We start from the raw sequence: 22,683 nt of genomic DNA, 5'->3' as shown, positions 1-22,683 counted from the left end.
CCTGATAAATCTTGTTTATTCCCCTGAAAATCATTGGTGGATCAAGCTTTTTCCGTTATAATTTGGCGTTTTAAAAATTTTAAGCCAGTTTATCAAGCCAGCTTTATTCTGAGTAAAACTCGCTTGCTATACTATTTGCCAAATATGAAATTTATGGAGAGACTTGATTGTGAGTACTCGTTTTATGACATCCGCTGAAATTCGCGAAGCTTTTCTAAGCTACTTTGAATCGCAAGGGCATACACGTGTCGCGTCAAGTTCTCTGGTTCCTGCCAACGACCCTACATTGTTATTTACCAATGCAGGCATGAATCAATTCAAAGACTGTTTCTTAGGTTTAGAAAAGCGTGACTATGTCCGTGCAACGACTTCACAAAAATGTGTCCGTGCAGGTGGTAAACACAACGACTTAGACAATGTCGGTTATACAGCACGTCACCATACTTTCTTTGAAATGTTAGGGAACTTCTCTTTCGGTGATTATTTCAAACCTGATGCCTTAAAGTTTGCTTGGGAATTTTTAACTGGCGACAAATGGCTAGCATTACCCAAAGATAAGCTTTATGTCACTGTTTACCATACAGATGACGAAGCATTTGATATTTGGAACAAAGAAATTGGTCTAGATGCAAGTCGTATCATCCGTATCGGGGATAACAAAGGCGAAAAATACGCATCAGACAACTTCTGGGCAATGGGCGATACAGGTCCTTGTGGTCCTTGTTCTGAAATTTTCTTTGACCATGGCGAGCACATTTGGGGTGGTTTACCGGGTACGCCTGAAGAAGATGGCGACCGTTTTATCGAAATTTGGAACAACGTCTTCATGCAGTTTAACCGTACTGCGGATGGCGTACTCCACCCTCTTCCAGCGCCTTCTGTAGATACAGGTATGGGTTTAGAGCGTATTTCTGCGGTTTTACAACATGTCAACTCAAACTACGAAATCGACCTGTTCCAACATTTACTTAAAGCGGCGGCTGATATCATTGGTTTAGATACCACTGAACTTGAAACAAAAGCACAAGCAGAAAACAAACCTGTTGAATACCCTGCTTCACTTAAAGTGGTTGCTGACCATGCACGTTCATGCTGCTTCTTGATTGCTGATGGTGTAAACCCTTCAAACGAAGGTCGTGGTTATGTACTACGTCGTATTATTCGTCGAGCAGTTCGTCATGGTAATAAATTAGGTGCAACAGGTACATTCTTCTATAAAATGTTGCAACCTTTAATTGATGTCATGGGTCAAGCATATCCTGAACTTGAAGCAAATAAAGCGCGTATCGAAGCTGCGTTAATTAAAGAAGAAGAACAATTTGCTAAAACTTTAGAGCAAGGTTTGAAATTGCTTGAAGGTGAATTGGCACAACTTAAAGGTAATGTTATTGCTGGTGAAACTGTGTTTAAACTGTATGACACGTATGGTTTCCCAACAGATTTAACTGCTGATATTGCTCGTGAACGTGATTTAAGCATTGATGAAGCTGGCTTTGAAGTTGAAATGGCTGCGCAACGTCAACGTGCACGTGATGCGGGCAAGTTTGCAGTTGACTATAACTCAATTGTGAAAGTTGAAGGCGAAACTCAATTTGACGGCTATGACGCAACTGCTGGTCAAGGTCAAATCGTTGCAATCTACAAAGATGGCGAACAAGTTGATGAAGTGGTTGAAGGTGATGAAGCGCTCATCGTCTTGAACCAGACCCCTTTCTATGCAGAAAGTGGTGGTCAAGTGGGTGATACAGGGATCTTCAAAAACGATACAGGTATTTTTGAAGTTCAAGATACTAAAAAATCAGGTGGCGCATTTGTTCACCAAGGTATCGTGACTATGGGGAACCTTAAGGCTGCTCAGTCTGTAGAAGCAATTGTGAAAGCAGATATTCGTGAAGCAACGTCACGTAACCACTCTGCAACGCATCTTTTACATGCTGCTTTACGTCAAGTGTTGGGTGAGCATGTACAGCAAAAAGGTTCATTGGTTGCAAGTGAGTTGTTACGCTTTGACTTTGCGAATGATCAGCCTGTAACTTTTGCGCAGTTGCAAGAAATTGAACGCATCGTCAACCATGAAGTGATTGCCAACACTGCGGTTTCTACTGAACTTTTAGACATCGAAGCAGCAAAAGCAAAAGGTGCAATGATGCTTTTTGGTGAAAAGTATGGTGACGAAGTACGTGTACTTTCTATGGGTACGAGCAAAGATGAGAAAAACTTCTCAATTGAGCTGTGTGGTGGTATCCATGTGAAACGTACTGGTGACATCGGTTTGTTCAAAATCACTTCTGAAGGTGGTGTTGCAGCAGGTGTCCGTCGTATCGAAGCAGTAACAGGTACGAAAGCGCTTGAAATTGTTCAAAAAGTTGATGCTGATATTGTACATATCAATGACTTATTGAAAGCACAAAAAGACCAAACAGTTGAAAAAGTTGAGCATTTAGCAGCAAATGCATCTAGCTTGCAAAAACAGATTGAACAACTTAATCAAAAACTTGCAAACTTCCAAGCAGATGAGTTATTAAGCCAAGTTCAGGATATCGCTGGTCGTAAAACTTTAATTACCACTGTGCAAAATACCGATGCCAAAGCACTGCGTAATTTACATGATGGTGTGAAGTCTAAACTTGATAATGCGATTATCGTGATTGCAGGTGTAGATGCTGACAAAGTTAGTTTAATTGCATCTGTTGCAAAAGAGTTTACAGCAACAGTAAAAGCTGGCGATATCATCAAACACTTAGGCCAAGAACTCGGTGGTAAAGGTGGCGGCAAACCAGATATGGCTCAAGGTGGCGCACCATATAGTGATCAATTAACGCCTGTAATGACAAGTTTAACGACTTGGATTGCAGAAAAATAATACGTTTAACTGTTCATATTTAAACAAGGTTTTGTATCTGTTTTATTTATACAAAGCCTTGTGAAAAGATTAATAGATAATTTTTTTAAATATGATATTAAGCTTTTATCTATGTCGATCTAAAGATTGTAATCTACATTGTTTATAATCAAATCAACATAAAAACAACCTGTAAAACTAGGATTCGGCATAGAATTCACAGCCATTAACAGGGTTAATGATGGCGTTTAAAAGGTGAAGTGTAATATCACCAACCTTTTGACACTCAGTATCAGTATAGACTTTTCAACTTTATTTAAAGTGAAGTGTACATACTACGTGGTATTTTGCAGTTTGTTGCTCGCGCAAACTTCAAATAGATGTAAGTGTTAAGTCGTTCGACTTATTTACTTGGTAAGGATAGTTATGGCATTAATCGTACAAAAATATGGCGGTACTTCAATGGGTACTCCTGAGCGCATTTTAAATGTTGCTCATCGTGTAAAGCGTTGGCATGATCACGGTCACAAAGTGGTTGTGGTTGTATCTGCAATGAGTGGTGAAACCAACCGCTTACTCGCTTTAGCGAAAGCCATTACCGAAACCCCTGATCCACGTGAGTTAGACCAAATGGTGTCTACTGGTGAACAGGTTACGATTTCTATGTTAGCAATGGCACTTAACTCAATTGGTGTTGATGCAAAATCGCTAACAGGTCGCCAAGTTGGCATTAAAACTGACAGTGCATTTACCAAAGCCCGTATCGAGTCGATTGATACTGATCTCATGACTACGCTATTAGATGCAGGTAATGTGATTGTTGTTGCTGGTTTCCAAGGTGTAGATGAACAAGGTAATACCACAACCTTAGGTCGTGGCGGTTCAGACACAACAGGTGTTGCTTTAGCAGCAGCATTAAAAGCAGACGAGTGTCAAATTTATACGGATGTTGATGGCGTATATACGACTGACCCTCGTGTCGCACCAAAAGCGAAAAAAGTTGATCGCATTTCATTTGAAGAAATGCTAGAAATGGCATCTCTTGGTTCTAAAGTTTTGCAAATTCGTTCGGTTGAATTTGCAGGAAAATACCAAGTGCCTTTACGCGTATTATCAAGTTTTGATAATGACGATGATGGCGCATTCGACGAAGAATTCAAAAAGAATGTCGGGACACTAATCACCACTGAAGCGGAAGACAACATGGAAAATCCTATTATTTCAGGTATCGCATTTAATCGTGACGAAGCAAAATTAACTATTTTAGGTGTACCTGATGAACCAGGTATTGCCTCTAAAATTTTGTCACCGATTGGTGCTGCAAATGTTGAAGTGGATATGATTATCCAAAACGTTGAAGAAGATGGTACAACTGATTTCACATTTACAGTCAACCGTGGCGAGCTTAAAAAAGCTAAAGCGATTTTAGAAGATACCGCAAAAGCAATTAATGCACGTGAAGTTGCTACACGTGATGACATCGTAAAAGTGTCAATCGTTGGTGTAGGTATGCGTTCACATGCAGGCGTTGCAAGTAAAATGTTTACTGCACTTGCTGACGAAGGCATCAATATTTTGATGATCTCAACCTCTGAAATCAAAATTTCAGTAATTATTGAAGAAAATTACTTAGAACTTGCAGTTCGTAGCTTGCACACAGCTTTCGGTTTAGACCGTGAGCATGGTGAATCTAGCACGCGCGCTTAATTTTTGAGCAAAATTACTTATTATTGGTAATTCTGCCCTACAAAATAGCTGAGCCACTATAGTTTTTTATAGTGGCTCTGTTATATTAAGTGTTAAGGTTGTAAAAAAATTTCGTCAGAGTGATTTAAAGTGAAAACTTAATCACATTATTCTGTTAAAATGCTCTCTGTTTTCAAGGTTGCTTTCTAAAGAAATTCATTGCAGGTTTAGCGTTTTTGCAAGGAGATAAACATGCTGATTCTGACCCGTCGTGTCGGAGAAACATTAATGATTGGGGATCAAGTCAGTGTAACTGTACTTGGTGTCAAGGGTAATCAAGTTCGTATTGGTGTAAATGCACCAAAAGAAGTTTCTGTCCATCGTGAAGAAATTTATCAGCGCATTCAACACGAACGCGCGATGCACGAACATCTACAACACATTGATCAAGATTATCAACCTTCTTTTGAAGATGATAATTACTCGCAAAATAACAACAACTTTAATCGTTAAGTTGTTGTTGTCTTGGAAGGTATAAAGCGGCTCTAGAGGCCGCTTTAAATTTTTTAGCTTTAAAAAATCACTACAACGACAATACTATTCAACTAATCCAAGTGCTTTTTTCACTGGAGAATAACTTCTTCGATGTTGATCAATCACGCCATGCTGTTCAATGGCTGCGAAATGTGCTTTGGTTGGATAACCTTTGTGTTTGGCAAAACCGTATTGTGGATATATTTGATCAAGCTCAACCATTTCACGATCTCGTGTAACTTTGGCTAAAATACTTGCTGCTGAAATTTCTGCATGTAATGCATCACCGCCAACCACTGCATCACAATGCATTTGCAAACCTTGTGGTATTTTATTTCCGTCTACAAGCACATGTTCAGGTGTAATTTTTAAAGCTTCTACTGCACGACGCATGGCAAGCAAGGAAGCTTGTAAGATATTGATTTCATCAATTTCATCATGTGAGGCTTCAGCAATAGCCCACGCTAATGCTTTTTCTTGAATTTCTTTAAACAACTTTTCACGTTTCTTTTCAGTTAATTTTTTAGAATCATTTAGACCCTCAATAGGATTATTCGGATCTAAAATAACCGCAGCAGCCACAACAGCACCCACCAAAGGCCCACGCCCTGCCTCATCTACACCAGCAATTAACATCATTTTCACCCATAAAAAAAGAGGCTGAACAGGTCAGCCTCTTGAAAGTATAGCACAAATTATTTTACAGCTTCTGCTACACAAGCATTGATCGTTTTAGTCACTGCATTAGATACGATTGTTGCACGTACTTGCGGATCAATTGCTGCAGTTGCTAAATCAACAGCTGTAACGCTTTGTGGTGCTTTATCGCTGACACATCCACAAATCTCACCTTGGATATTGGTTTTTTGTTCAGCCGTCATAAGCTTAGTCGCTGTTTGCCAAGCAGGTAAATTATTCAGCTCAGTGGTACATTTTGCATTAATGGCAATTTTTAATGCCGCTGTACCTAATTGTTGGGTCGTGGTTGCGGTTGAATTTCCCCCAGTTGTGCCTGTTGTTGAAGCACAAGCCGTTAAAAACAAAGCGATTGGCGCAAGTACTGCAATGAGTTTTTTCACAATATTTTTCCTTGTTATGAAAATCAGGTCGGCATATTGTGCCGAAAGTCACATTTAGTTTAAACCTTAAATTCTCTATAAAAATGTAATTTCTTACTATTCTGATTTTTTAAAGTTTTTTTTGGCTAAGTTTCACTCAGCGTTGCAAATACAAAACAATTCGTTGAATTTTTAATGCTGATCTTAGTTGAAAAAATAAATAAGATACGCACAAATGAATTTAGAGAATACGCAATGTCACAACAATCAAAATACTATACAAGGACTGCGCAATGGCTACATTGGCTAATGGCGATTATTTTTATCGTTGCGTATATCATTGGTTTTTATAGTGGTAACTTCTTAAGCTATGAAACAGATGGTAGCTTTAAAGGAGATGTCATTACATTACATAAAAATATTGCCTCTGTGCTGATATTTCTAGTGGTGATTCGAATTTTTTGGCGCTACACACATCCAGCACCAGAATTACCCAGCACGATGTCTCCCCTGATGAAAACATTAGCCCATCTTGGTCATTTGGCTTTGTATTTTATGCTGCTTGCCTTACCGATTACAGGTTGTCTATTTAGCTGGAGTGCTGGGCATCCTGTTCCAGTATTGTATTTATTTGAAATCCCTAAATTGGTACAAGATAATCCTGACTTAACTGCCATTGTAAAACCTTTACATATTTATATTTCTTGGGCAGCAGGTTTATTGCTCATTGGTCATATTGCTGCAGCATTGAAACATCACTTTATTGATAAAGATAATGTGCTACGTAGCATGACGCGTCAGCACGACTAATTGAAATTTTAAACACTTACCTAGATTTATGTAAATCCATGAAGAAGGCTTAACTCAGCCTTCTTTTTCTAGCTAAAGATTTAAAATAAAGTAGTAATTACAGATCACTACCCCATTTTAAAAAATTAGTTTAATGCATCAATATGCTCAAACCATTTTTGCTTTTCTGCATCAGAGATAAAAGAAGCTTCAAATGAGTTTTTAGCCAATTGTTTCAGCTCATGATGGGTTAGGTCTAAAGCATCAGCGATTGCAAAGAAATTGTCATTCATATACCCACCAAAATAAGATGGATCGTCTGAGTTGACAGTAACATGCACGCCTTGCTGCAACAAACGCTGAATATTGTGCTCCGCCATATTGTCTACGACACAGAGCTTTAAATTACTCAATGGGCAAACCGTTAATGGCATTTTTTCAGCAATTAAACGCTCAAGTAATTTCGGATCTTCTTCCGAACGTACCCCATGATCAATACGATTAACTTTGAGTAAATCTAAAGCTTGCCAAACATATTCTGCTGGCCCTTCTTCACCTGCATGTGCCACGATCAGAAAACCAGCTTCACGTGCTTTGGCAAAAACACGCTCAAACTTTTCTGGTGGATGCCCAACCTCACTAGAATCTAAACCCACTGCAATGATTTGATCTTTATATGGCATGGCTTGTTGTAAAGTTGCAAATGCTGCCTCTTCACTTAAATGTCTGAGAAAACACATAATTAAATGTGAACTGATGTTTAATTGTTCACGTGCATCATCACAAGCCCGTTGTAAGCCATTGATTACTGTTGCAAATGCTACACCTCGATCTGTGTGAGTTTGTGGATCGAAGAACATTTCGGTATGTACCACATTGTCTTCTGCACATTTTTCAAAATATGCCCATGCCAAATCATAAAAATCTTGCTCGTGAATCAGAACATTTGCCCCTGCATAATAGATATCTAAAAAAGACTGCAAGTTATGAAAATTATAGGCGTGTTTGACTTCCTCAACGGACTGATAAGGAATTGCAATTTGATTGCGCTGAGCAATAGCAAACATGAGCTCTGGCTCAAACGTCCCTTCTATATGCACATGCAACTCTGCCTTTGGCAAAGCACGTATGAGTTCATTTCTATTCATGTTCTATCCTCAAATTTCAATTTAATCTTTTGTCAATTTAAAATAAAAAAGGGTGCAAACTTGAGTTTACACCCTTTTTCAAATGCGAAAAATTAGCCACCAAATGCGATGAATTTGATCACCCAAAGCACCGCAATAATCCAGACCATATACGGTACAGTTGCAGCTTTACCTGTGAACAATTTGACCAAGGCATAACTGATAAAACCCATCGCAATACCATCAGCAATTGAGTAGGTAAATGGCATAAATACGATGGTTAAAAATGCAGGAACAGCTTCTGTGATGTCATCCCACTCGATATTGGTAATACCTTGAATCATCAACACACCTACAAACAACAATGCTGGTGCTGTCGCAAAACCAGGTACAGACTGTGCCAGTGGTGCTAAAAATAGACATGCAATAAATAACAAGCCCACCACAACCGCAGTTAAACCTGTACGTCCACCTGCCGCCACACCTGCCGAAGACTCAATATAAGGTGTAGTAGATGACGTACCAAGTGCCGCACCTGCCACAATCGCTGTTGAGTCTGCAAATAATGCTTTTTTCAAACGTGGTAACTTACCATCTTTAAGTAAACCTGCACGATGCGACACCCCAACCAAAGTACCCGTAGAGTCAAATAAATCTACCAAGAAAAATACGAAAATGACACCAATCAAACTGGCAGTAAACAGACCTTCAAAATCCATTTGCATAAATGTCGGTGCAATCGATGGAATCGAACCCACAACACCTTTAAATTCGTTATAACCCAAAACAGTCGATAACGCAGTAATCACTAAAATACTGATGATGATCGCACCACGTACTTTAAAATGATGCATGATCACGACAAGAAAAAAGCCAAATAAAGCCAGCAATACAGTTGGTTGTTTTAAATCACCTAAACCCACCAAAGTCGCTGGATTATCAACAATAATACCTGCATTTTTTAAAGCAACCAAAGCAAGGAATAAACCAATCCCGCCACCGATGGCAAACTTTAATGACATCGGAATCGCATTCACAATCGCTTCACGGATTTTGAACATACTGATCGCAATAAAGATCAAACCCGACATAAACACAGCAGCTAATGCTGTTTGCCAAGGTACACCCATGCCAATACAAACCGAGTACGTGAAATAGGCATTCAGCCCCATACCCGGTGCTAGCGCAATTGGATAATTTGCAATAATGCCCATCACCAAACAACCAATCGCCGCAGCTAAACAAGTTGCAACAAATACCGCCCCATGATCCATCCCTGTTTCAGAGAGAATTAAAGGGTTCACAATGATGATGTAACACATGGTTAAAAATGTAGTCACACCAGCAAGAATTTCAGTTCTGAACGTAGTTTTGTTCTCACTGAGTTTGAATAAGCGTTCAAGCAAACCCGCAGAAGGATTTGGAGTCGTCATTGTTGAGCCCCTATGAAAATTGAGCTATGTGTTGATAACGTTTTTGTACATAAATCAAGTGAGTCTTATCAAAAAAATTTGAAAAATACATTCAATTTATAGACCAAAATGACAGAAATGATAAAGAATTTTGAACTAAAAAAGCTGCAAAAATGCAGCTTTCTATACATTCTCAGGTTTGCTTCAATGGCAACCTGTTCTTTATCCAAATACGATTGGCAAATTATACCATATTGTTTATTTATTTTTTAAAAATAGCGGAATCATCCTAAATAATTTACACATTACTTTTTTCCTACCAAGTTATTATGTGGGTTATTTTCCACAGACAATATACTGCTATTAGCTTCTTGTATCAGCCTTAGCATCTCCTGCTCTTTACGATTATTTGTATCCACATACACCCAATACCCAACTGCAATAATTGATGTAATACACAATAATACGATGACCTTGACCATGAGTTTCTTATTTATCGAGAATTTCATTTATCTTAACACCAAAAGTGTGATCAGGTTTGCATTTTGTTAAATTTTATTAAAGAATATTTTTATATGTTTCCAGAATATTCCCTAACTTGGCTTTTGATTTATCGTTAAAAGTTTGAATTTAAATAGAGCTATCAAATCATAGATCAAAAACTGGGACTTGTAAAAATTATTTTAAATACAAAAAGATATTTTAAATAAAATACTAAACTATTAAGTTATTTTTAAGAATAAAAAATTTCGCCTATGCTCAGAATTATTTAATTTTGACAACTCACCTGAGGAAAAGCATGCTGGGGATGTAACAACATCTCATGTTGCCAAATATCATACAGGGGGATTTTCACATCCAAAGCCAAAGGCAGTTTTTTAGGATTAAAATGCATATCGTTTAAATCTTGTCCCCAAGCAATCAAATCAATATCTAAAGAAATATGATGTGATGGACGTACACGACCTGAATCTAATTCCATTTTTTTTAACAAGGTTGTTATAGCATCAAGCGTGAGATCACTTCGTAACAAACATGCCGCATTCCAATAATCCTCGCCGATATGATCTCGACAAGGAATCAAATAAATTTTAGAAAATGTCACCTCACCCAAATCTGAAATTTGTGCAAAAGCATTTTTAAGATGTTGTTTTGGTTGGTGATTACTCGCCAGTGCGAGGGCGAAAATCGTTGCGGTGTCGTTCAAGACGAATTCCTACAGAATTTGCTTGCGGGATGATTGCAGGCTTACGGATGCTAATCATAATAGATTCAATTGCAGGAAAGGTAGTAAAAAGTGCATTCACAACCAATTTAGCTGCATGTTCGATTAATTTTGGGGCAGCATCTTGAATAACTTTGGCTGAAATTTCACAAATTTCTGCATAATTCAGCGTATCTTCAAGCTCATCAGAATTTGAAGCCTGTTCCAAAGCAGTGTGTATGGTCAAATCTAACATAAGAGGTTGAATAATTTGGCGCTCCCAATTAAAGCATCCAACCACAGTATCGACTTTTAAACCTTCAATGATAATTGCGTCCATGAATATTTCCTTTAAATCACTTTAAACTCCCCTTTTAAAAGGGGAATTCTGCAACATTCTTATATGCTCTACAAAAGCTCCCCTTTTTTAAGTAAGGAAGGCTAGTTCATAAGAAGAGAAGGTATTTCACTTTATAAAAATGATAAACAAATCACTGCTTTAATAAGGTTGCAGGATCAAGATTTTGCACCATTTGCAAACGTTGGTCAGCATAAATATCGGTATATGGCGCTAATACACGCATAAAACGATCAAAATACAACATTTGCTTAAACAGCAAGGCAAAATCACGTGGGAAACGGATACCATGACGCTCACCGACTGCGACCATATCTAGCATAATGTCATTTAAATCAGATGGATTAGACGTCATGATTTGCTGAGGATCAGCGAGTAATACACCACTAAACAGACGCTCTAAATCATCTGCCAACACTTTGGTATCAATTTTCTTATCCGTCATACCCATTTTCAGCATGTTTTCAGCCATCAATTGATAGTTGGTATGTTGTAAGGCATCCATAAATGCAATACATGCTGTCCACACTTGCGGATTTAGCTGTCCCACAATGCCAAAGTCAATAAATCCTACTCGTCCATCTTCAAGCAACATCAGATTGCCTGCATGCAGATCGGCATGGAAACTTTCACACATCATTAAACTACCAAACCATGTATTCATGGCCGTAATTAAAACCTGTGAAGGATCTTTGGCTACTTTTTTAACCACTTCAAAGTCAGTTAATGGCACGCCATACAAACGCTGCATGGTGAGTACACGGCGAGTTGAATACTGATGATAAACTTTAGGTGCTGTTGCTGCTTGGTTCTGTGAAACATTCAAATAATTGACAAAATCATCTAGGTTTTTAGCTTCTTCAATAAAATCAACTTCACGCACCATACGGGTTTTGATTTCATCAACAATATCAGCCAATGATGCAAATTTAACTTTCGGTACTGCTTTTTCAAGCAACTTTGTTGCCCAATGCAGGACATTTAAATCAGTATATAAAATGGTTTCTACGCCTGGTTTTTGTACTTTGATCACCACATCTTCACCAGTGACAAGTTTTGCTGCATGCACTTGTGCAATTGATGCGGACGCCAATGGCGTTTCTTCGATAGAGGCAAAAATTTCTGACAAGTCCCGTCCTGCAAATTCTTGCTCTAAAACACCTTGTACATAACTAAACGGCAAATACGGTGTCTGATCTAAACAGCCTTGAAATTCCTCAACATATTCACGTGGAAATAACGAAGGTGTGCTGGCAACAAATTGACCGAGTTTTATATAGGTTGAACCTAAAGACTCAAAAGTTTCTCGCATCAATTTGGCATTGCTTGGTTTTTCAGTGGCATACTTGATGCCTGCTTTGGCTGCGATGACTGCCGTTTCACCCACACGGGCAACGGAGCGCAGCCCGTCTAAAAATATATTATTTTTCATGATGTCAAATACAAAGTAAATAATGGCAATAAATTAAGCCAAGTTTAGCAAATTATATAGTCCTTGCAGTATGACTTGCCTGACAGTTTGCACAATCTTGATCTTTTCCAAAGACTAAAATTCGTTGTTTCATTGTTAAGCCATCCCAAATAAGTAATTTTTGTTTTAAAGGCGTCTGATTTAAGCCTAAATACAATAAAGCATGATGCGCTTGCAAACTCGCCATCACATTGGGTGTGGTTGCCAGCACCCCTGAATCCGCACAACGTAAACTTTCATTTTCATGATTTTCTTTAGGAAATAGACACTCATAACATGCTGAATGTTCTGCCACCATAAACAGTTGCCCTTGAAAACCGATGGCTGATGCACTGATTAAGGCAACATTATTTTGTGTACAGTATTGATTGACCAAATACCGTGTTGAGAAATTATCACAACCATCTAACACCAAATCTTGTTGTGTGATCAAGTATTGGACATTTTGCTCATCTAATTTTTCTGTCAAACTTTCAACTTGTATAAATGGGTTAATCAGACCTAACCTTTTCGCTAAGATTTCAGCTTTATAAAAACCAATATCCTGTGCTGTATAAGCGATTTGTCTTTGTAAATTACTGACTTCCACTGTATCTGCATCTATAAGCGTAATCTTCCCCACACCAGCACGTGCAAGCAATTCGGCAGTTGTGCAACCAATCCCACCACAACCAACGATCAAAATATTGGCTAATTTTAATTTTTCTTGCGCTTCAATATCCCAACCATCAAGCAGAATTTGACGTGAATAAAGCTGCATTTCAGCCTCATTCAACTCTAAATCTAGTGCAGCTGCTGTTGTCACAGGCGTTTCCTATCCCAATAATCTGTATATATTCACAAATATTATAATTGATCTTCGCTTCTAAGGAGATTTAACTTCACAGATGCTTAAAAAATAGCTTAAAAACAGAAATAGTAAATTTAAATCATTGAAATTTGAATATATTTTTAATTTATTTTATAATACAACCATTCAACCCAACTACAGTCAGCTTATTTAACTTTTAAATAGGCGCAGGATCTTTTTATCTTTTAGTTAGGAGTAAGTGGCAAGTGTTTAAAGCATTTAAACAATTATTCTGTAAACATCATTTTGTTGAATACGAAATACAACATCTACACATTGCTGAATGTGTAAAATGTGGTTTGCAATTTCCACATTAAGTTTTAAATTCGGTCAAAGACTGATTAAGTTACGATGATTCTCTAAAAAAAAGCACCCTTTCGGGTGCAAAGAGACAGACTGTAACCATTTAACCTGCTTGTTGGATACCTTGTAATTTTGCAATTTCCTGCTGTTTTAATAAATTACGTTGGATTTTTCCACTTGAGGTTTTTGGTAAATACTCAACAAACTCAATTTCTCTTGGGTATGAATGTTTAGATAAACGAGAACGGACATATTCTTGTAAGCGTGTTGCCAAGTCTTCTGATGCCGCAGCTTGTGGTTTAAGTACCACAAATGCTTTTACAATCTCAGTGCGTTCAGGGTCAGGCTTTCCAATCACCGCAGACTCTAAAACCTCAGCACATTCTAAAAGTGTACTTTCTACATCAAAAGGCCCAACTCGATAGCCTGAGGTTGTAATGACATCGTCAGCACGACCAACAAAATCTACCCCACCGAATTCGTTGAGTTTAACGGTATCTCCAGTTAAATAGTAATTTCCTACAAATGACTTACGATTATGACCACCATAACCTTTAAACCATGTTAAAGGAGATTGTGAAAAGTCTATTGCCAGTGTACCAATACCCCCACGCTCAACTTCTTCATGGTTTTGATTTAATACTGCAAAGCGATGTCCTGGATTGGCAAAACCTGCTGAACCTACTTTGATCGGATGAGCAAGTGCATGATGGTTGCCAATCACCATTCCTAGTTCAGTTTGTCCATATTGATCAAAAATATTGACATTTAAGTCATGTTTAAACCAATGAATGACTTCTGGTGTTAATGGCTCTCCTGCACTACTGACGACTCGTAAATGTGTTTTAATCGAATCATCAAATTTTTCTTTAAAGCCAAAGAACATACGAAATGCTGTTGGTGATCCTGTCAGATTACTCACTTTGTATTTTTTAATAATCTCAAGAGCGTGATCTACGCTGAACGCACGCTCATCCATAATAATGCTATGCCCTAAAGCTAAGGGGCCTGCAATACCATAATACAAACCATACGCCCAACCAGGGTCTGCCAAATTCCAAAATGAATCTTGCTCAGTCAAGCCCACCACATGACGCATATATTCTTTAAATGCCACCACAGCTTTTAAAGGTACAGGCACTGATTTTGCTAAGCCTGTCGTCCCTGAAGTAAACATCATTAAAAAATCATCAGCAAAAGTCAGTGCGACTGGCGCACATTGCTCAGATTGCTTTTCCAGTTCTTGCCAAAAATCAGGGTCTAGTTTTTTTCCATCTGCGTCCTGATAAACCGTTAAAATACCATTAACTTCGATATTATTGAGTTTGACTCGTTGCTCTTGATTGGTTACGACCAATTGAGTGTTCGCAGTTTCAAGACGATGTTCAATCGCTTTGGATTCAAAAGCCGTAAATAATGGCTGATAGATCGCACCGATACGCCAAGTTGCTAAAATCGTAATCAGCAATTCAGGTGTACGTGGCAATAATCCTGCGATGCAATCGCCTGTTTGAATGCCGATACTGCTAAAGTAATTGGCTAATTTCCCTGAAGCTTCAGCCAGTTGCTCAAATGTCCATTGTTCAGATTCTGCATTTTTTCCTTGCCAAATCAAAGCCACGCGATTTAAGCCGACATAACGACCACAGCATTCTTCATAGGCATTGATAGCATGTGCATTTCCTACCAATTGTTCAACAATTAATTTTTCAAAATCAAACTCTTGATGTGCTTGTTCTAATGTCTTCATGACCTGTATTCCTCTATCCTTTGCGCAAAAATATTTTGCCTAGAATTTTTAGATTATTGTTTTGAAAGTTCATTCATTGAACATTTCTTAAGATGTCTATAGATAATCATGAATAAAATTCTTGGACAATTTCCAAACACCGCAATCCACATGCAGTTTTTGGACAACAAAAATCACATCTGCTGCATAAATGAATAATGCACAAGTTGGATATGTTTTTTAAGACGATCCAAAAGTGCATAATAAAATTTTTAAAGATCAATTTTTAATTCTTAAACAATACTAAACTAACTTACTATAAATCATTAAATTGAAGCATATTTGAACTGAGCCAAGTTTAACGATATACTTTGCAAAGACAAAATTTCATATAATTTCAATACGCTGAAATTTAAAATTAGAAAGTAAAAATACCTAATCCTAATATAGAAAGGAAATATATTTGCCTCTACTACAAATTAGTGCCGCACTTGGGCCTGCTGAATGTGAACTCGCGGTAAAATACACACTTCAAGAAATGCAAAAAGAAGCCAAAACCCAGCAAATCAATTTAGAAATTATTGAAGCGAATACAACGCAATACGGCTATTCTTCTATTTTATGTAATGTTCCTGAAGATGCACAAGTTTGGCTAAATACTTGGCTAGGCACAATTCAATGGACATTTCAAAGTAAAATTCGTCCAAACCATAAACGCAAAAATTGGTTTGTTGGTGTGACGCAACTTGAGCAAACATCGCAACTCCCCAATGATGATACAATTATTTTTCAAGCATGTCGTGCATCGGGTGCAGGTGGACAACATGTGAATACAACAGATTCTGCGATTCATGCCACGCATATAGCATCAGGCATTAGCGTTAAAGTCATGTCTGAGCGTAGTCAACATGCCAACAAGCGCTTAGCGAAAGAATTAATAGCCCTTAAACTTCAACAACAAGCTGAAAATGTAAAAGAAAATCAGAAACAAACACAACACTTACAACATGCGCTCGTTGAAAGAGGAAATGCTGTTCGATCTTTCAAAAAATAAGCATTTATATCAGTTCAGTATCTTTAAACTTTTACAATATTTTGTTTATTCTCTAAAATTTCAGGCAAATTACGCTCAATCCAAGTGATTAAATAATTCAACTTTTCAGCCGCTTGCGCACCTAAAAATGTTAACTGATATTCAACCTTTGGCGGAACTTCTGGATAGACTGTTCTTAAAATAAAACCGTCCTGTTCTAAGGTTTTTAGTGTTTGCGCTAACATTTTTTCACTTACACCTTCAATCTTTTGTCGCAATTCACTAAAACGCAATACCCCTTCGCTTAAACTTTTCAGAATCAATACCGCCCACTTACTGGTGATATGTTCTAGTATTTGGCGTGAAGGACATTCACTCGACAGCACCTGACCAATTAATTTGCTGGTTGCATATGTACTCATCAAAATCTCTCTTTTAGGTAAATAGCTAACTTCTAGCTATGTACTTACAATTTGTTAGTATTGATTTTAAGATCATAGCATCAAGTGTAAAAAACATACAACCCAAAGCTGTCATCGATCATCAAAACAATTAATGAGCACATTTCATTGAGCCTAAAAGCATAAGCATTCAAGATCAAAGTTAAGCGTTTTTAATTCATGATTATTTACATGATGGTTATATAATTAAGGATGAATATTTTTTACAGGTAAATCAATCTGTAAACCTAAATCTGCTAATGATTGACGCTCACGGTTGTACATGGTGGCATTAAACTTAGCAATTTTTTTCATGGTGATTGGATCATTAATATTCAGTGTCGGCTTAAATTTATGCTTTACATAGACATTCAAAATATCATCAAACTCAAATTGAACAGGACCACTAAACATAATTTTAATCGGCAATTGATAGGTACGTTTTAAGTGAAACGGCACATCCAGTTGCACAGGAATATCAACTTTAATCGGAAATTTTGGCAGAAGTTTATTCTTATAAATTAAGTCTGTATCTGCATCCAATGGCATGATGGTATTAATTTTAATGCTGGTTTGATAGTCAATATCTACAGAAATGGGGGTCTCCACAACAAAAGCCAAATCAGCAGGATAACGACCTTTTAAAGGCAGATTTAATTTACGTTCGATATTTAACTCTGTGTCTAAATTTCCAACTGCTTGTGTTTCCAAATAGTTACCTACATGGATTTGAGTTGGTAGAGAATCTGACAATTGTATCTCGGCATTTTGTGCTGAAACTTGCATGGATGCTTGAACATTCAAATAAAGCCAAAACAAAACTGCAACCAATAAAACAACCAAAATAAAGCTAATCATTAAATTTCTAACAGAATGAAAGACAGCCATCGTTTTACTCCTTCACTTTCTGAGGCGTAGAACTCGCTTGATCTTGGATTTCATTTTCGTTTTTAGACAATTTAATGCTATTCAATGGTATTTTTAAATCACCCTTTTGAATTTTTACAGGTAGTGTATTTTGCACATCTACTGTCGCATCCAAACTAGATTTAATCGGTACATTTAAATGCCCTTGAATTGGAATATTGGTTTTTAAGGTTGCATTTAAAGGAATCTTTAAATTTTCTTTAAGTACGGCTCTAACAGGCGCATCAAATTTTAAATGTACACGTTGATTGAGTGGAACTTGTAAATTTATCGGCACTTCCATTTTAATCGGAATAATACCTTTCAATGGTAAAGTAATATCTTTGCCCATCACTCTGACTTGTACTTTGGTATCAATCGGCATATTTTGATCGATTTTCAACACTTCTTGTACTGGGATGACAGTCTGAATTGGAACAAGATTATCAAAATATACATGTGGAGTAAGTGCTTGGGTTATGGGTAAATTCAAATTTTCATGAATTGGAATTTCAGCATTGACTCGTCCTGTAACATCTACATCTAAAGCTTCATGAATTTTTACTTTAGCTTGTAAAGGTTCTTTTAAATCAATACTTACAGATTGATTTTCAAGAGGTATATAAATATTAAAATGTTTAAATACCCATATCGCAATCAGCACACCACAAATTGCTGCAAAAATGATAAAGCTTAAACCAATCACTAATTTCTTAACTTGCAATGCACTATCCTTGAATTATCTACTTGTTTTAATGCACCTATTCTAACCTTAATGTGACACTATTAACGTATATTTATGTTCGACAACTGTCTATTTTTTTCAAACTTTGAGCCACATTGATTCATTTTTATATCAACAATAGATTTTTATCTATTTTAATCAATAGAGAGAATATAATTATGAAGAACTTTTTTAAAAATTAAACTACTAAAAATTCAACATCGAACCTCGTCAAAACTGCTCTAACCAATAGCACTGCACAATCGCAATATTCTTACTAAACGCTACACTCAAGCCAGTATTTTTCTGATTTTGCTTGAATTTGAGTTTTGAAAATTGCTTTTTAGCCTTTACTGTACTTAAGTCTAAATAAAGATATTGATTATATTGTTGCGCCAAATGACCAAAAATAAATTTGATTTTCCGAACAGGTATTTCTGAATAAGTGACATTCTTTAAATCATAAATGCTAGAAACATAGGCTTGCTTATCAATATATTTAGATTTAGTCGTATAGAGTTTCAAGGGAGCGATTAGATCAGTATTTTGATTATGAAAGTCATATTGCGGACGAATTGCGCAATTTTCCTCAAATCGATCTTTTAATAACGGACGTAATTCTAATGTATTAGCTTTCACTGAAAATGAAGCAAATAATAAAAATGCACATAAAATGTTTATTTTGATCATATTTTCTGCCCAATACAAGTTTCTAAAAATTTTATTAAAAATCAATTTATTAATTAAATATAGCTATCTATAAATCAGGAATTATTCGAATTTTACTTGAATCGATTACTCTAAGAATTTAATAAAATATCTCAAATTTGCTGTAAAACAAAAAAGAGCTTCGATTGAAGCTCTTTTTTACCGAAATGACTGTAAATTAAGCAGTTGTTTCAGCAGGAACTTTTGGATAGCTTACGCCACCCATTTGTTCAGCGATACGCAATACTTGGCAGCTATAACCCACTTCGTTATCGTACCAAACATAAGCAGTTAAACGGTTGCCTGAAGTGATTGTTGCTTGCGCATCAAATACACCCGCAGTACGTGAACCGATAAAGTCAGAAGATACCACTTCAGTCGAGTTGGTATAACCGATTTGACCTTGAAGGTTAGAGTTGATTGAGATTTGACGAATGTATTCGTTCACTTCTTCACGATCAACATCTTGACCTAATGTAAGGTTCAAAATAGCTAAAGATACGTTTGGTGTAGGTACACGTACAGAGTTACCTGTTAATTTACCTTGAAGTGCTGGCAGTGCTTTTGCAACTGCTTTTGCAGCACCAGTTTCAGTGATCACCATATTCAATGTTGCAGCACGACCACGGCGGTCTGCTTTATGGTAGTTGTCGATTAAGTTCTGGTCATTGGTGAATGAGTGAACTGTTTCAACGTGACCATTGATCACTGTATATTTGTCATGCAATACTTTTAAAGTTGGTGTAATTGCGTTGGTTGTGCAGCTTGCAGCAGAGATGATTTTATCTTCATCTAAAATGTCAGCTTGGTTCACACCAAATACAACGTTCTTCATGTCACCTTTACCAGGTGCAGTCAAGATTACACGTGCAGCGCCTGGGCATTGTAAGTGTTGCGCAAGACCGTCATTGTCACGCCATTTACCCGTGTTATCGATCACTAATGCATTTTCGATACCGTACGCAGTGTAATCCACTTCAGCTGGGCTAGATGCATAGATCACTTTGATAAAGTTACCATTTGCAATGATCGCTTCATTTTCTTCATCTACAGAAATCGTGCCTGCAAATGGACCATGAATCGAGTCACGACGTAATAAAGACGCACGCTTTTCTAAGTCACCATCAGATGATTTACGAACCACGATTGCTTTTAAGTTTAAACCACGACCCAAACCAGATTGGCTAATGATTAAACGCGCAAGGATACGACCAATACGACCAAAACCGTAAAGTACAACATCTTTATGCTCTACAGATGCAGCATTACCAGCTAAAGATTGCACTGCATTTGCAACAAATGCATCAACGTCGCCACCTTTTTCTTTAAATTCAACTGCAAGTTTACCTAAGTCTACTTCAGCAGAACCGATATTTTCTATTTTCGCCAAAGCTTCTAAAATAGGGAAAGTATGAACAACTGAAAGTTCAACATCTAATACACGTGTACGGCGATGTGTTTTTAAGATTTGAATCACCGAACGGTTCACTAAAGAACGACCGTAAACAGAAGTGACAATATTTTTTTCACGGTATAATTGTCCGATTAAAGCAATCATACGTTCCGCGATTTCTTCACGGTTTTTCCAACGACCTTGATGCTCTGCGTGTAGGGCGATGATAGTGTCTTTGCTCACAGATACGTCCTCTATTTTATGTATATCTAGACTTAGTTTAAAAACCCCAATATTGTAATGGAATTCTTTCTAAGAATGAATCGAAAGCTGACCTAGCAAAGTACTTTTTATTGTATATTCATTATAAAATTACAAAATAGTCATAATTATTTTGATGATTTCTACTCTTAATCATCAAATCACATATTTAAATCTGTTTTGAGCACACATTTAAGGTTGATTTTTTTCGATACGTTGTTGGACATTTTCAACATTTCTGATTAAGTTTTGTGCATTACGTTTTTGTGCGTACAAATGTAAAATACCTTCAACCACTAAAATTCCCACTGCACACCAAATCGGAATATAAGTCAGCCATTCATCTTGGTTAATATTTTCTCCCAATGCTAAAGATGCCAATGCCAAAAGCACAGGCTCTAAATAACTCAGCAAACCAAAAAGTATCATGGGTAAATAGCGACTTGCTAAAATATAACTGCCTAAACCTATGGCACTCAGCAAACCCAGTCCTGCAACCACCAACCACAAATAGCTATTCTCGGTAAACAAGGCAAAAGGCGCATTGCCCATTTGCACAAAATAGATCGCCACTGGTATACAAATCAAAATATCCCACCAAAAACCACCTAAGTTATCCGTTTGAATATGCTTTCGAATTAAAAAATACAATGAATAACCGATTGCAACAGCCATCGTTTCCCATGCGATACTGCCTAAGCGCCAAATCTCATGTGCTACACCTGATGCAGCACACAAGACAGCCAACATTTGTAATTTAGATAATTTCTCTTTAAAGAAGATGCTGCCCATCAACACTAAAAATAGAGGCAATAAAAAGTAACCTAAAGATACTTGTAAGCCACGCCCATTCATCGGCCCCCATAAAAATATCCAGAGCTGAAAACATGTTAAGGCGGAGGTAATAATGAGGATTAGAAATAATCCAGGCTTTTCTAAAATACGCTGAAAAATAGCTTTGACATGCACCCAATCACCACTATAGAACATAAATAATGTTAAGAATGGTAGGGTCGAAATAATGCGCCAACCAAAAGTTTGTTGGCTATCAAAAACCTGTAGAAATTGTGTATAAAAATATAAAACCCCAAAAGTGATCGATGCCAAAACGGATAATGCTACACCTTTAAACATCTGTCACCTCTAGATCATTTTATCGAGGTATTATAAGCATAATTATGCAAATATATTTGAAAATTCAAGTATAAATAATTTTCAAAACAACTAAGGCTCAGTCTGTTCAGAACGAATCATATCTTTTGTACTAAAACCTAAGGTTTGAGCATAGCGTAGATATTCTTTGACTTTTTGTTCATCAGGATGTGGACTACGTGACAACACCCATAAATACTTACGTTTTGGTTCACCTACTAAAGCCATTTGATATTGTGGATCGACTTTTAAAATCCAATAATCACCTCGTCCAAACGGCATCCAACGCACAGCTTCTGGTAAAAAACTCACTTTTATTTTTGAATTATATGGCTCATTACTAATAAACCCTTCTCCCAAAGAGCGTAATTCATTCCCCAGCCCATCAATACAACGATTGTCCACAGCAACATTGCCATATTCATTAATGGTATAACGTGCAGTTACGTCTTTTTGACATTCTCTTTGAAAATATAATGGTTTACGCGCAATCTCATACCAAAGCCCAAGATATTTATCCAGTTCTACATGTGGCACAGTGGCGAGCGAACGATCCTGCGCATAGAGTTGAGTACTCACTGCTAATCCCAAAAACAAAATGCCCCGACCAAGCATTTGGCTATTTTTATTCCTCATTGTGGGTATTTTTTTGATTAGACTCACATTACCCTCACTATTCGAACTTATAATTATTAAAATAATC

The 22,683-nt window shown here is 37.1% G+C and carries 21 protein-coding genes; 5 read left to right on the top strand and 16 right to left on the bottom strand.

Annotation, left to right across the window (positions count from 1 at the left end; genetic code table 11):
* The first annotated feature begins 169 nt into the window (after positions 1-169).
* The 3 genes from alaS to csrA all read left to right on the top strand — a co-directional run bounded on the left by alaS (position 170) and on the right by csrA (position 5,041).
* The gene (gene alaS / locus HUS24_RS01735) at positions 170-2,863 is read left to right on the top strand and encodes an alanine--tRNA ligase (protein ID WP_173910336.1); all 2,694 of its coding nucleotides are present in this window, start codon (positions 170-172) and stop codon (positions 2,861-2,863) included.
* A gap of 405 nt (positions 2,864-3,268) precedes the next feature.
* Positions 3,269-4,549 (top strand): aspartate kinase, encoded by a 1,281-nt coding sequence (locus tag HUS24_RS01730; protein WP_173910335.1) that lies wholly within the window; start codon positions 3,269-3,271, stop codon positions 4,547-4,549.
* A gap of 231 nt (positions 4,550-4,780) precedes the next feature.
* A complete protein-coding gene (gene csrA / locus HUS24_RS01725) occupies positions 4,781-5,041 on the top strand; it encodes a carbon storage regulator CsrA (RefSeq protein WP_107006573.1) in 261 nt (86 codons plus the stop codon).
* Positions 5,042-5,125: 84 nt separating this feature from the next.
* Here the strand turns inward: csrA and rnhB are convergent, their stop codons facing one another.
* Positions 5,126-5,698, bottom strand: a complete 573-nt coding sequence (rnhB, locus tag HUS24_RS01720) for a ribonuclease HII (protein ID WP_173911371.1) — start codon at positions 5,696-5,698, stop codon at positions 5,126-5,128.
* 59 nt (positions 5,699-5,757) lie between these two features.
* A complete protein-coding gene (locus tag HUS24_RS01715; protein ID WP_173910334.1) occupies positions 5,758-6,141 on the bottom strand; it encodes a hypothetical protein in 384 nt (127 codons plus the stop codon).
* A gap of 234 nt (positions 6,142-6,375) precedes the next feature.
* Between HUS24_RS01715 and HUS24_RS01710 the strand changes: the two genes are divergently transcribed.
* Positions 6,376-6,930: a cytochrome b gene (locus HUS24_RS01710; RefSeq protein ID WP_173910333.1), complete on the top strand. Its 555-nt coding sequence runs from the start codon at positions 6,376-6,378 to the stop codon at positions 6,928-6,930.
* A gap of 125 nt (positions 6,931-7,055) precedes the next feature.
* On the opposite strand, the gene HUS24_RS01705 is transcribed toward HUS24_RS01710, so the two are convergent.
* From HUS24_RS01705 to HUS24_RS01675, 7 genes are all read right to left on the bottom strand, one after another.
* Positions 7,056-8,057, bottom strand: a complete 1,002-nt coding sequence (locus HUS24_RS01705; RefSeq protein ID WP_173910332.1) for an adenosine deaminase — start codon at positions 8,055-8,057, stop codon at positions 7,056-7,058.
* A 92-nt stretch (positions 8,058-8,149) separates the two neighbouring features.
* Positions 8,150-9,469, bottom strand: coding sequence for an NCS2 family permease (locus HUS24_RS01700; RefSeq protein WP_173910331.1), 1,320 nt, complete (start codon positions 9,467-9,469; stop codon positions 8,150-8,152).
* Positions 9,470-10,217: 748 nt separating this feature from the next.
* On the bottom strand, positions 10,218-10,655 hold the full coding sequence (locus tag HUS24_RS01695) for a 2-amino-4-hydroxy-6-hydroxymethyldihydropteridine diphosphokinase (protein ID WP_173910330.1): 438 nt from the start codon (positions 10,653-10,655) through the stop codon (positions 10,218-10,220).
* Positions 10,612-10,992, bottom strand: a complete 381-nt coding sequence (gene folB / locus HUS24_RS01690; RefSeq protein ID WP_173910329.1) for a dihydroneopterin aldolase — start codon at positions 10,990-10,992, stop codon at positions 10,612-10,614. The genes HUS24_RS01695 and folB overlap by 44 nt, the downstream gene beginning before the upstream one ends.
* A gap of 151 nt (positions 10,993-11,143) precedes the next feature.
* A complete protein-coding gene (locus HUS24_RS01685) occupies positions 11,144-12,442 on the bottom strand; it encodes an AarF/ABC1/UbiB kinase family protein (RefSeq protein ID WP_173910328.1) in 1,299 nt (432 codons plus the stop codon).
* Between the two features lie 52 nt (positions 12,443-12,494).
* On the bottom strand, positions 12,495-13,241 hold the full coding sequence (locus HUS24_RS01680) for a HesA/MoeB/ThiF family protein (RefSeq protein ID WP_173911370.1): 747 nt from the start codon (positions 13,239-13,241) through the stop codon (positions 12,495-12,497).
* Positions 13,242-13,737: 496 nt separating this feature from the next.
* Positions 13,738-15,384, bottom strand: a complete 1,647-nt coding sequence (locus HUS24_RS01675; protein WP_173910327.1) for an AMP-binding protein — start codon at positions 15,382-15,384, stop codon at positions 13,738-13,740.
* 442 nt (positions 15,385-15,826) lie between these two features.
* Between HUS24_RS01675 and prfH the strand changes: the two genes are divergently transcribed.
* Complete coding sequence (gene prfH / locus HUS24_RS01670) at positions 15,827-16,417, top strand: peptide chain release factor H (protein ID WP_173910326.1); 591 nt, start codon at positions 15,827-15,829, stop codon at positions 16,415-16,417.
* A gap of 23 nt (positions 16,418-16,440) precedes the next feature.
* Here the strand turns inward: prfH and HUS24_RS01665 are convergent, their stop codons facing one another.
* The 7 genes from HUS24_RS01665 to HUS24_RS01635 all read right to left on the bottom strand — a co-directional run bounded on the left by HUS24_RS01665 (position 16,441) and on the right by HUS24_RS01635 (position 22,595).
* Positions 16,441-16,818 carry a helix-turn-helix domain-containing protein gene (locus HUS24_RS01665; RefSeq protein ID WP_173910325.1) on the bottom strand — a complete coding sequence of 126 codons (378 nt, stop codon included), beginning with the start codon at positions 16,816-16,818 and terminating at the stop codon, positions 16,441-16,443.
* A 225-nt stretch (positions 16,819-17,043) separates the two neighbouring features.
* Positions 17,044-17,724: a hypothetical protein gene (locus HUS24_RS01660; RefSeq protein WP_173910324.1), complete on the bottom strand. Its 681-nt coding sequence runs from the start codon at positions 17,722-17,724 to the stop codon at positions 17,044-17,046.
* 4 nt (positions 17,725-17,728) lie between these two features.
* Positions 17,729-18,466, bottom strand: coding sequence for an MFS transporter (locus tag HUS24_RS01655; protein WP_173910323.1), 738 nt, complete (start codon positions 18,464-18,466; stop codon positions 17,729-17,731).
* A gap of 231 nt (positions 18,467-18,697) precedes the next feature.
* On the bottom strand, positions 18,698-19,156 hold the full coding sequence (locus HUS24_RS01650) for a hypothetical protein (RefSeq protein WP_254433788.1): 459 nt from the start codon (positions 19,154-19,156) through the stop codon (positions 18,698-18,700).
* Between the two features lie 196 nt (positions 19,157-19,352).
* Positions 19,353-20,810 (bottom strand): glyceraldehyde-3-phosphate dehydrogenase, encoded by a 1,458-nt coding sequence (locus HUS24_RS01645; protein ID WP_173910322.1) that lies wholly within the window; start codon positions 20,808-20,810, stop codon positions 19,353-19,355.
* A 210-nt stretch (positions 20,811-21,020) separates the two neighbouring features.
* Entirely contained in the window at positions 21,021-21,962 is a 942-nt protein-coding gene (gene rarD / locus HUS24_RS01640) for an EamA family transporter RarD (protein ID WP_173910321.1), read from the bottom strand.
* A gap of 90 nt (positions 21,963-22,052) precedes the next feature.
* A complete protein-coding gene (locus HUS24_RS01635; RefSeq protein ID WP_254433821.1) occupies positions 22,053-22,595 on the bottom strand; it encodes a lipocalin family protein in 543 nt (180 codons plus the stop codon).
* Positions 22,596-22,683: the final 88 nt, after the last annotated feature.

Source organism: Acinetobacter sp. Marseille-Q1618 (assembly GCF_902809855.1).
GTDB lineage: Bacteria > Pseudomonadota > Gammaproteobacteria > Pseudomonadales > Moraxellaceae > Acinetobacter.
The sequence above is the reverse complement of the archived record's forward strand: the minus strand, read 5'-3'. Positions and strand labels throughout refer to the sequence as shown.

Bases quoted from the DNA above. Each gene is read 5' to 3' on its own strand.
- HUS24_RS01730 (WP_173910335.1), top strand. From the start codon at position 3,269: ATGGCATTAATCGTACAAAAATATGGCGGTACTTCAATGGGTACTCCT.
- csrA (WP_107006573.1), top strand. From the start codon at position 4,781: ATGCTGATTCTGACCCGTCGTGTCGGAGAAACATTAATGATTGGGGAT.
- rnhB (WP_173911371.1), bottom strand. From the start codon at position 5,698: ATGTTAATTGCTGGTGTAGATGAGGCAGGGCGTGGGCCTTTGGTGGGT.
- HUS24_RS01710 (WP_173910333.1), top strand. From the start codon at position 6,376: ATGTCACAACAATCAAAATACTATACAAGGACTGCGCAATGGCTACAT.
- HUS24_RS01705 (WP_173910332.1), bottom strand. From the start codon at position 8,057: ATGAATAGAAATGAACTCATACGTGCTTTGCCAAAGGCAGAGTTGCAT.
- HUS24_RS01700 (WP_173910331.1), bottom strand. From the start codon at position 9,469: ATGACGACTCCAAATCCTTCTGCGGGTTTGCTTGAACGCTTATTCAAA.
- folB (WP_173910329.1), bottom strand. From the start codon at position 10,992: ATGGACGCAATTATCATTGAAGGTTTAAAAGTCGATACTGTGGTTGGA.
- HUS24_RS01685 (WP_173910328.1), bottom strand. From the start codon at position 12,442: ATGAAAAATAATATATTTTTAGACGGGCTGCGCTCCGTTGCCCGTGTG.
- HUS24_RS01680 (WP_173911370.1), bottom strand. From the start codon at position 13,241: ATGCAGCTTTATTCACGTCAAATTCTGCTTGATGGTTGGGATATTGAA.
- HUS24_RS01675 (WP_173910327.1), bottom strand. From the start codon at position 15,384: ATGAAGACATTAGAACAAGCACATCAAGAGTTTGATTTTGAAAAATTA.
- HUS24_RS01665 (WP_173910325.1), bottom strand. From the start codon at position 16,818: ATGAGTACATATGCAACCAGCAAATTAATTGGTCAGGTGCTGTCGAGT.
- HUS24_RS01660 (WP_173910324.1), bottom strand. From the start codon at position 17,724: ATGGCTGTCTTTCATTCTGTTAGAAATTTAATGATTAGCTTTATTTTG.
- HUS24_RS01650 (WP_254433788.1), bottom strand. From the start codon at position 19,156: ATGATCAAAATAAACATTTTATGTGCATTTTTATTATTTGCTTCATTT.
- rarD (WP_173910321.1), bottom strand. From the start codon at position 21,962: ATGTTTAAAGGTGTAGCATTATCCGTTTTGGCATCGATCACTTTTGGG.
- HUS24_RS01635 (WP_254433821.1), bottom strand. From the start codon at position 22,595: ATGCTTGGTCGGGGCATTTTGTTTTTGGGATTAGCAGTGAGTACTCAA.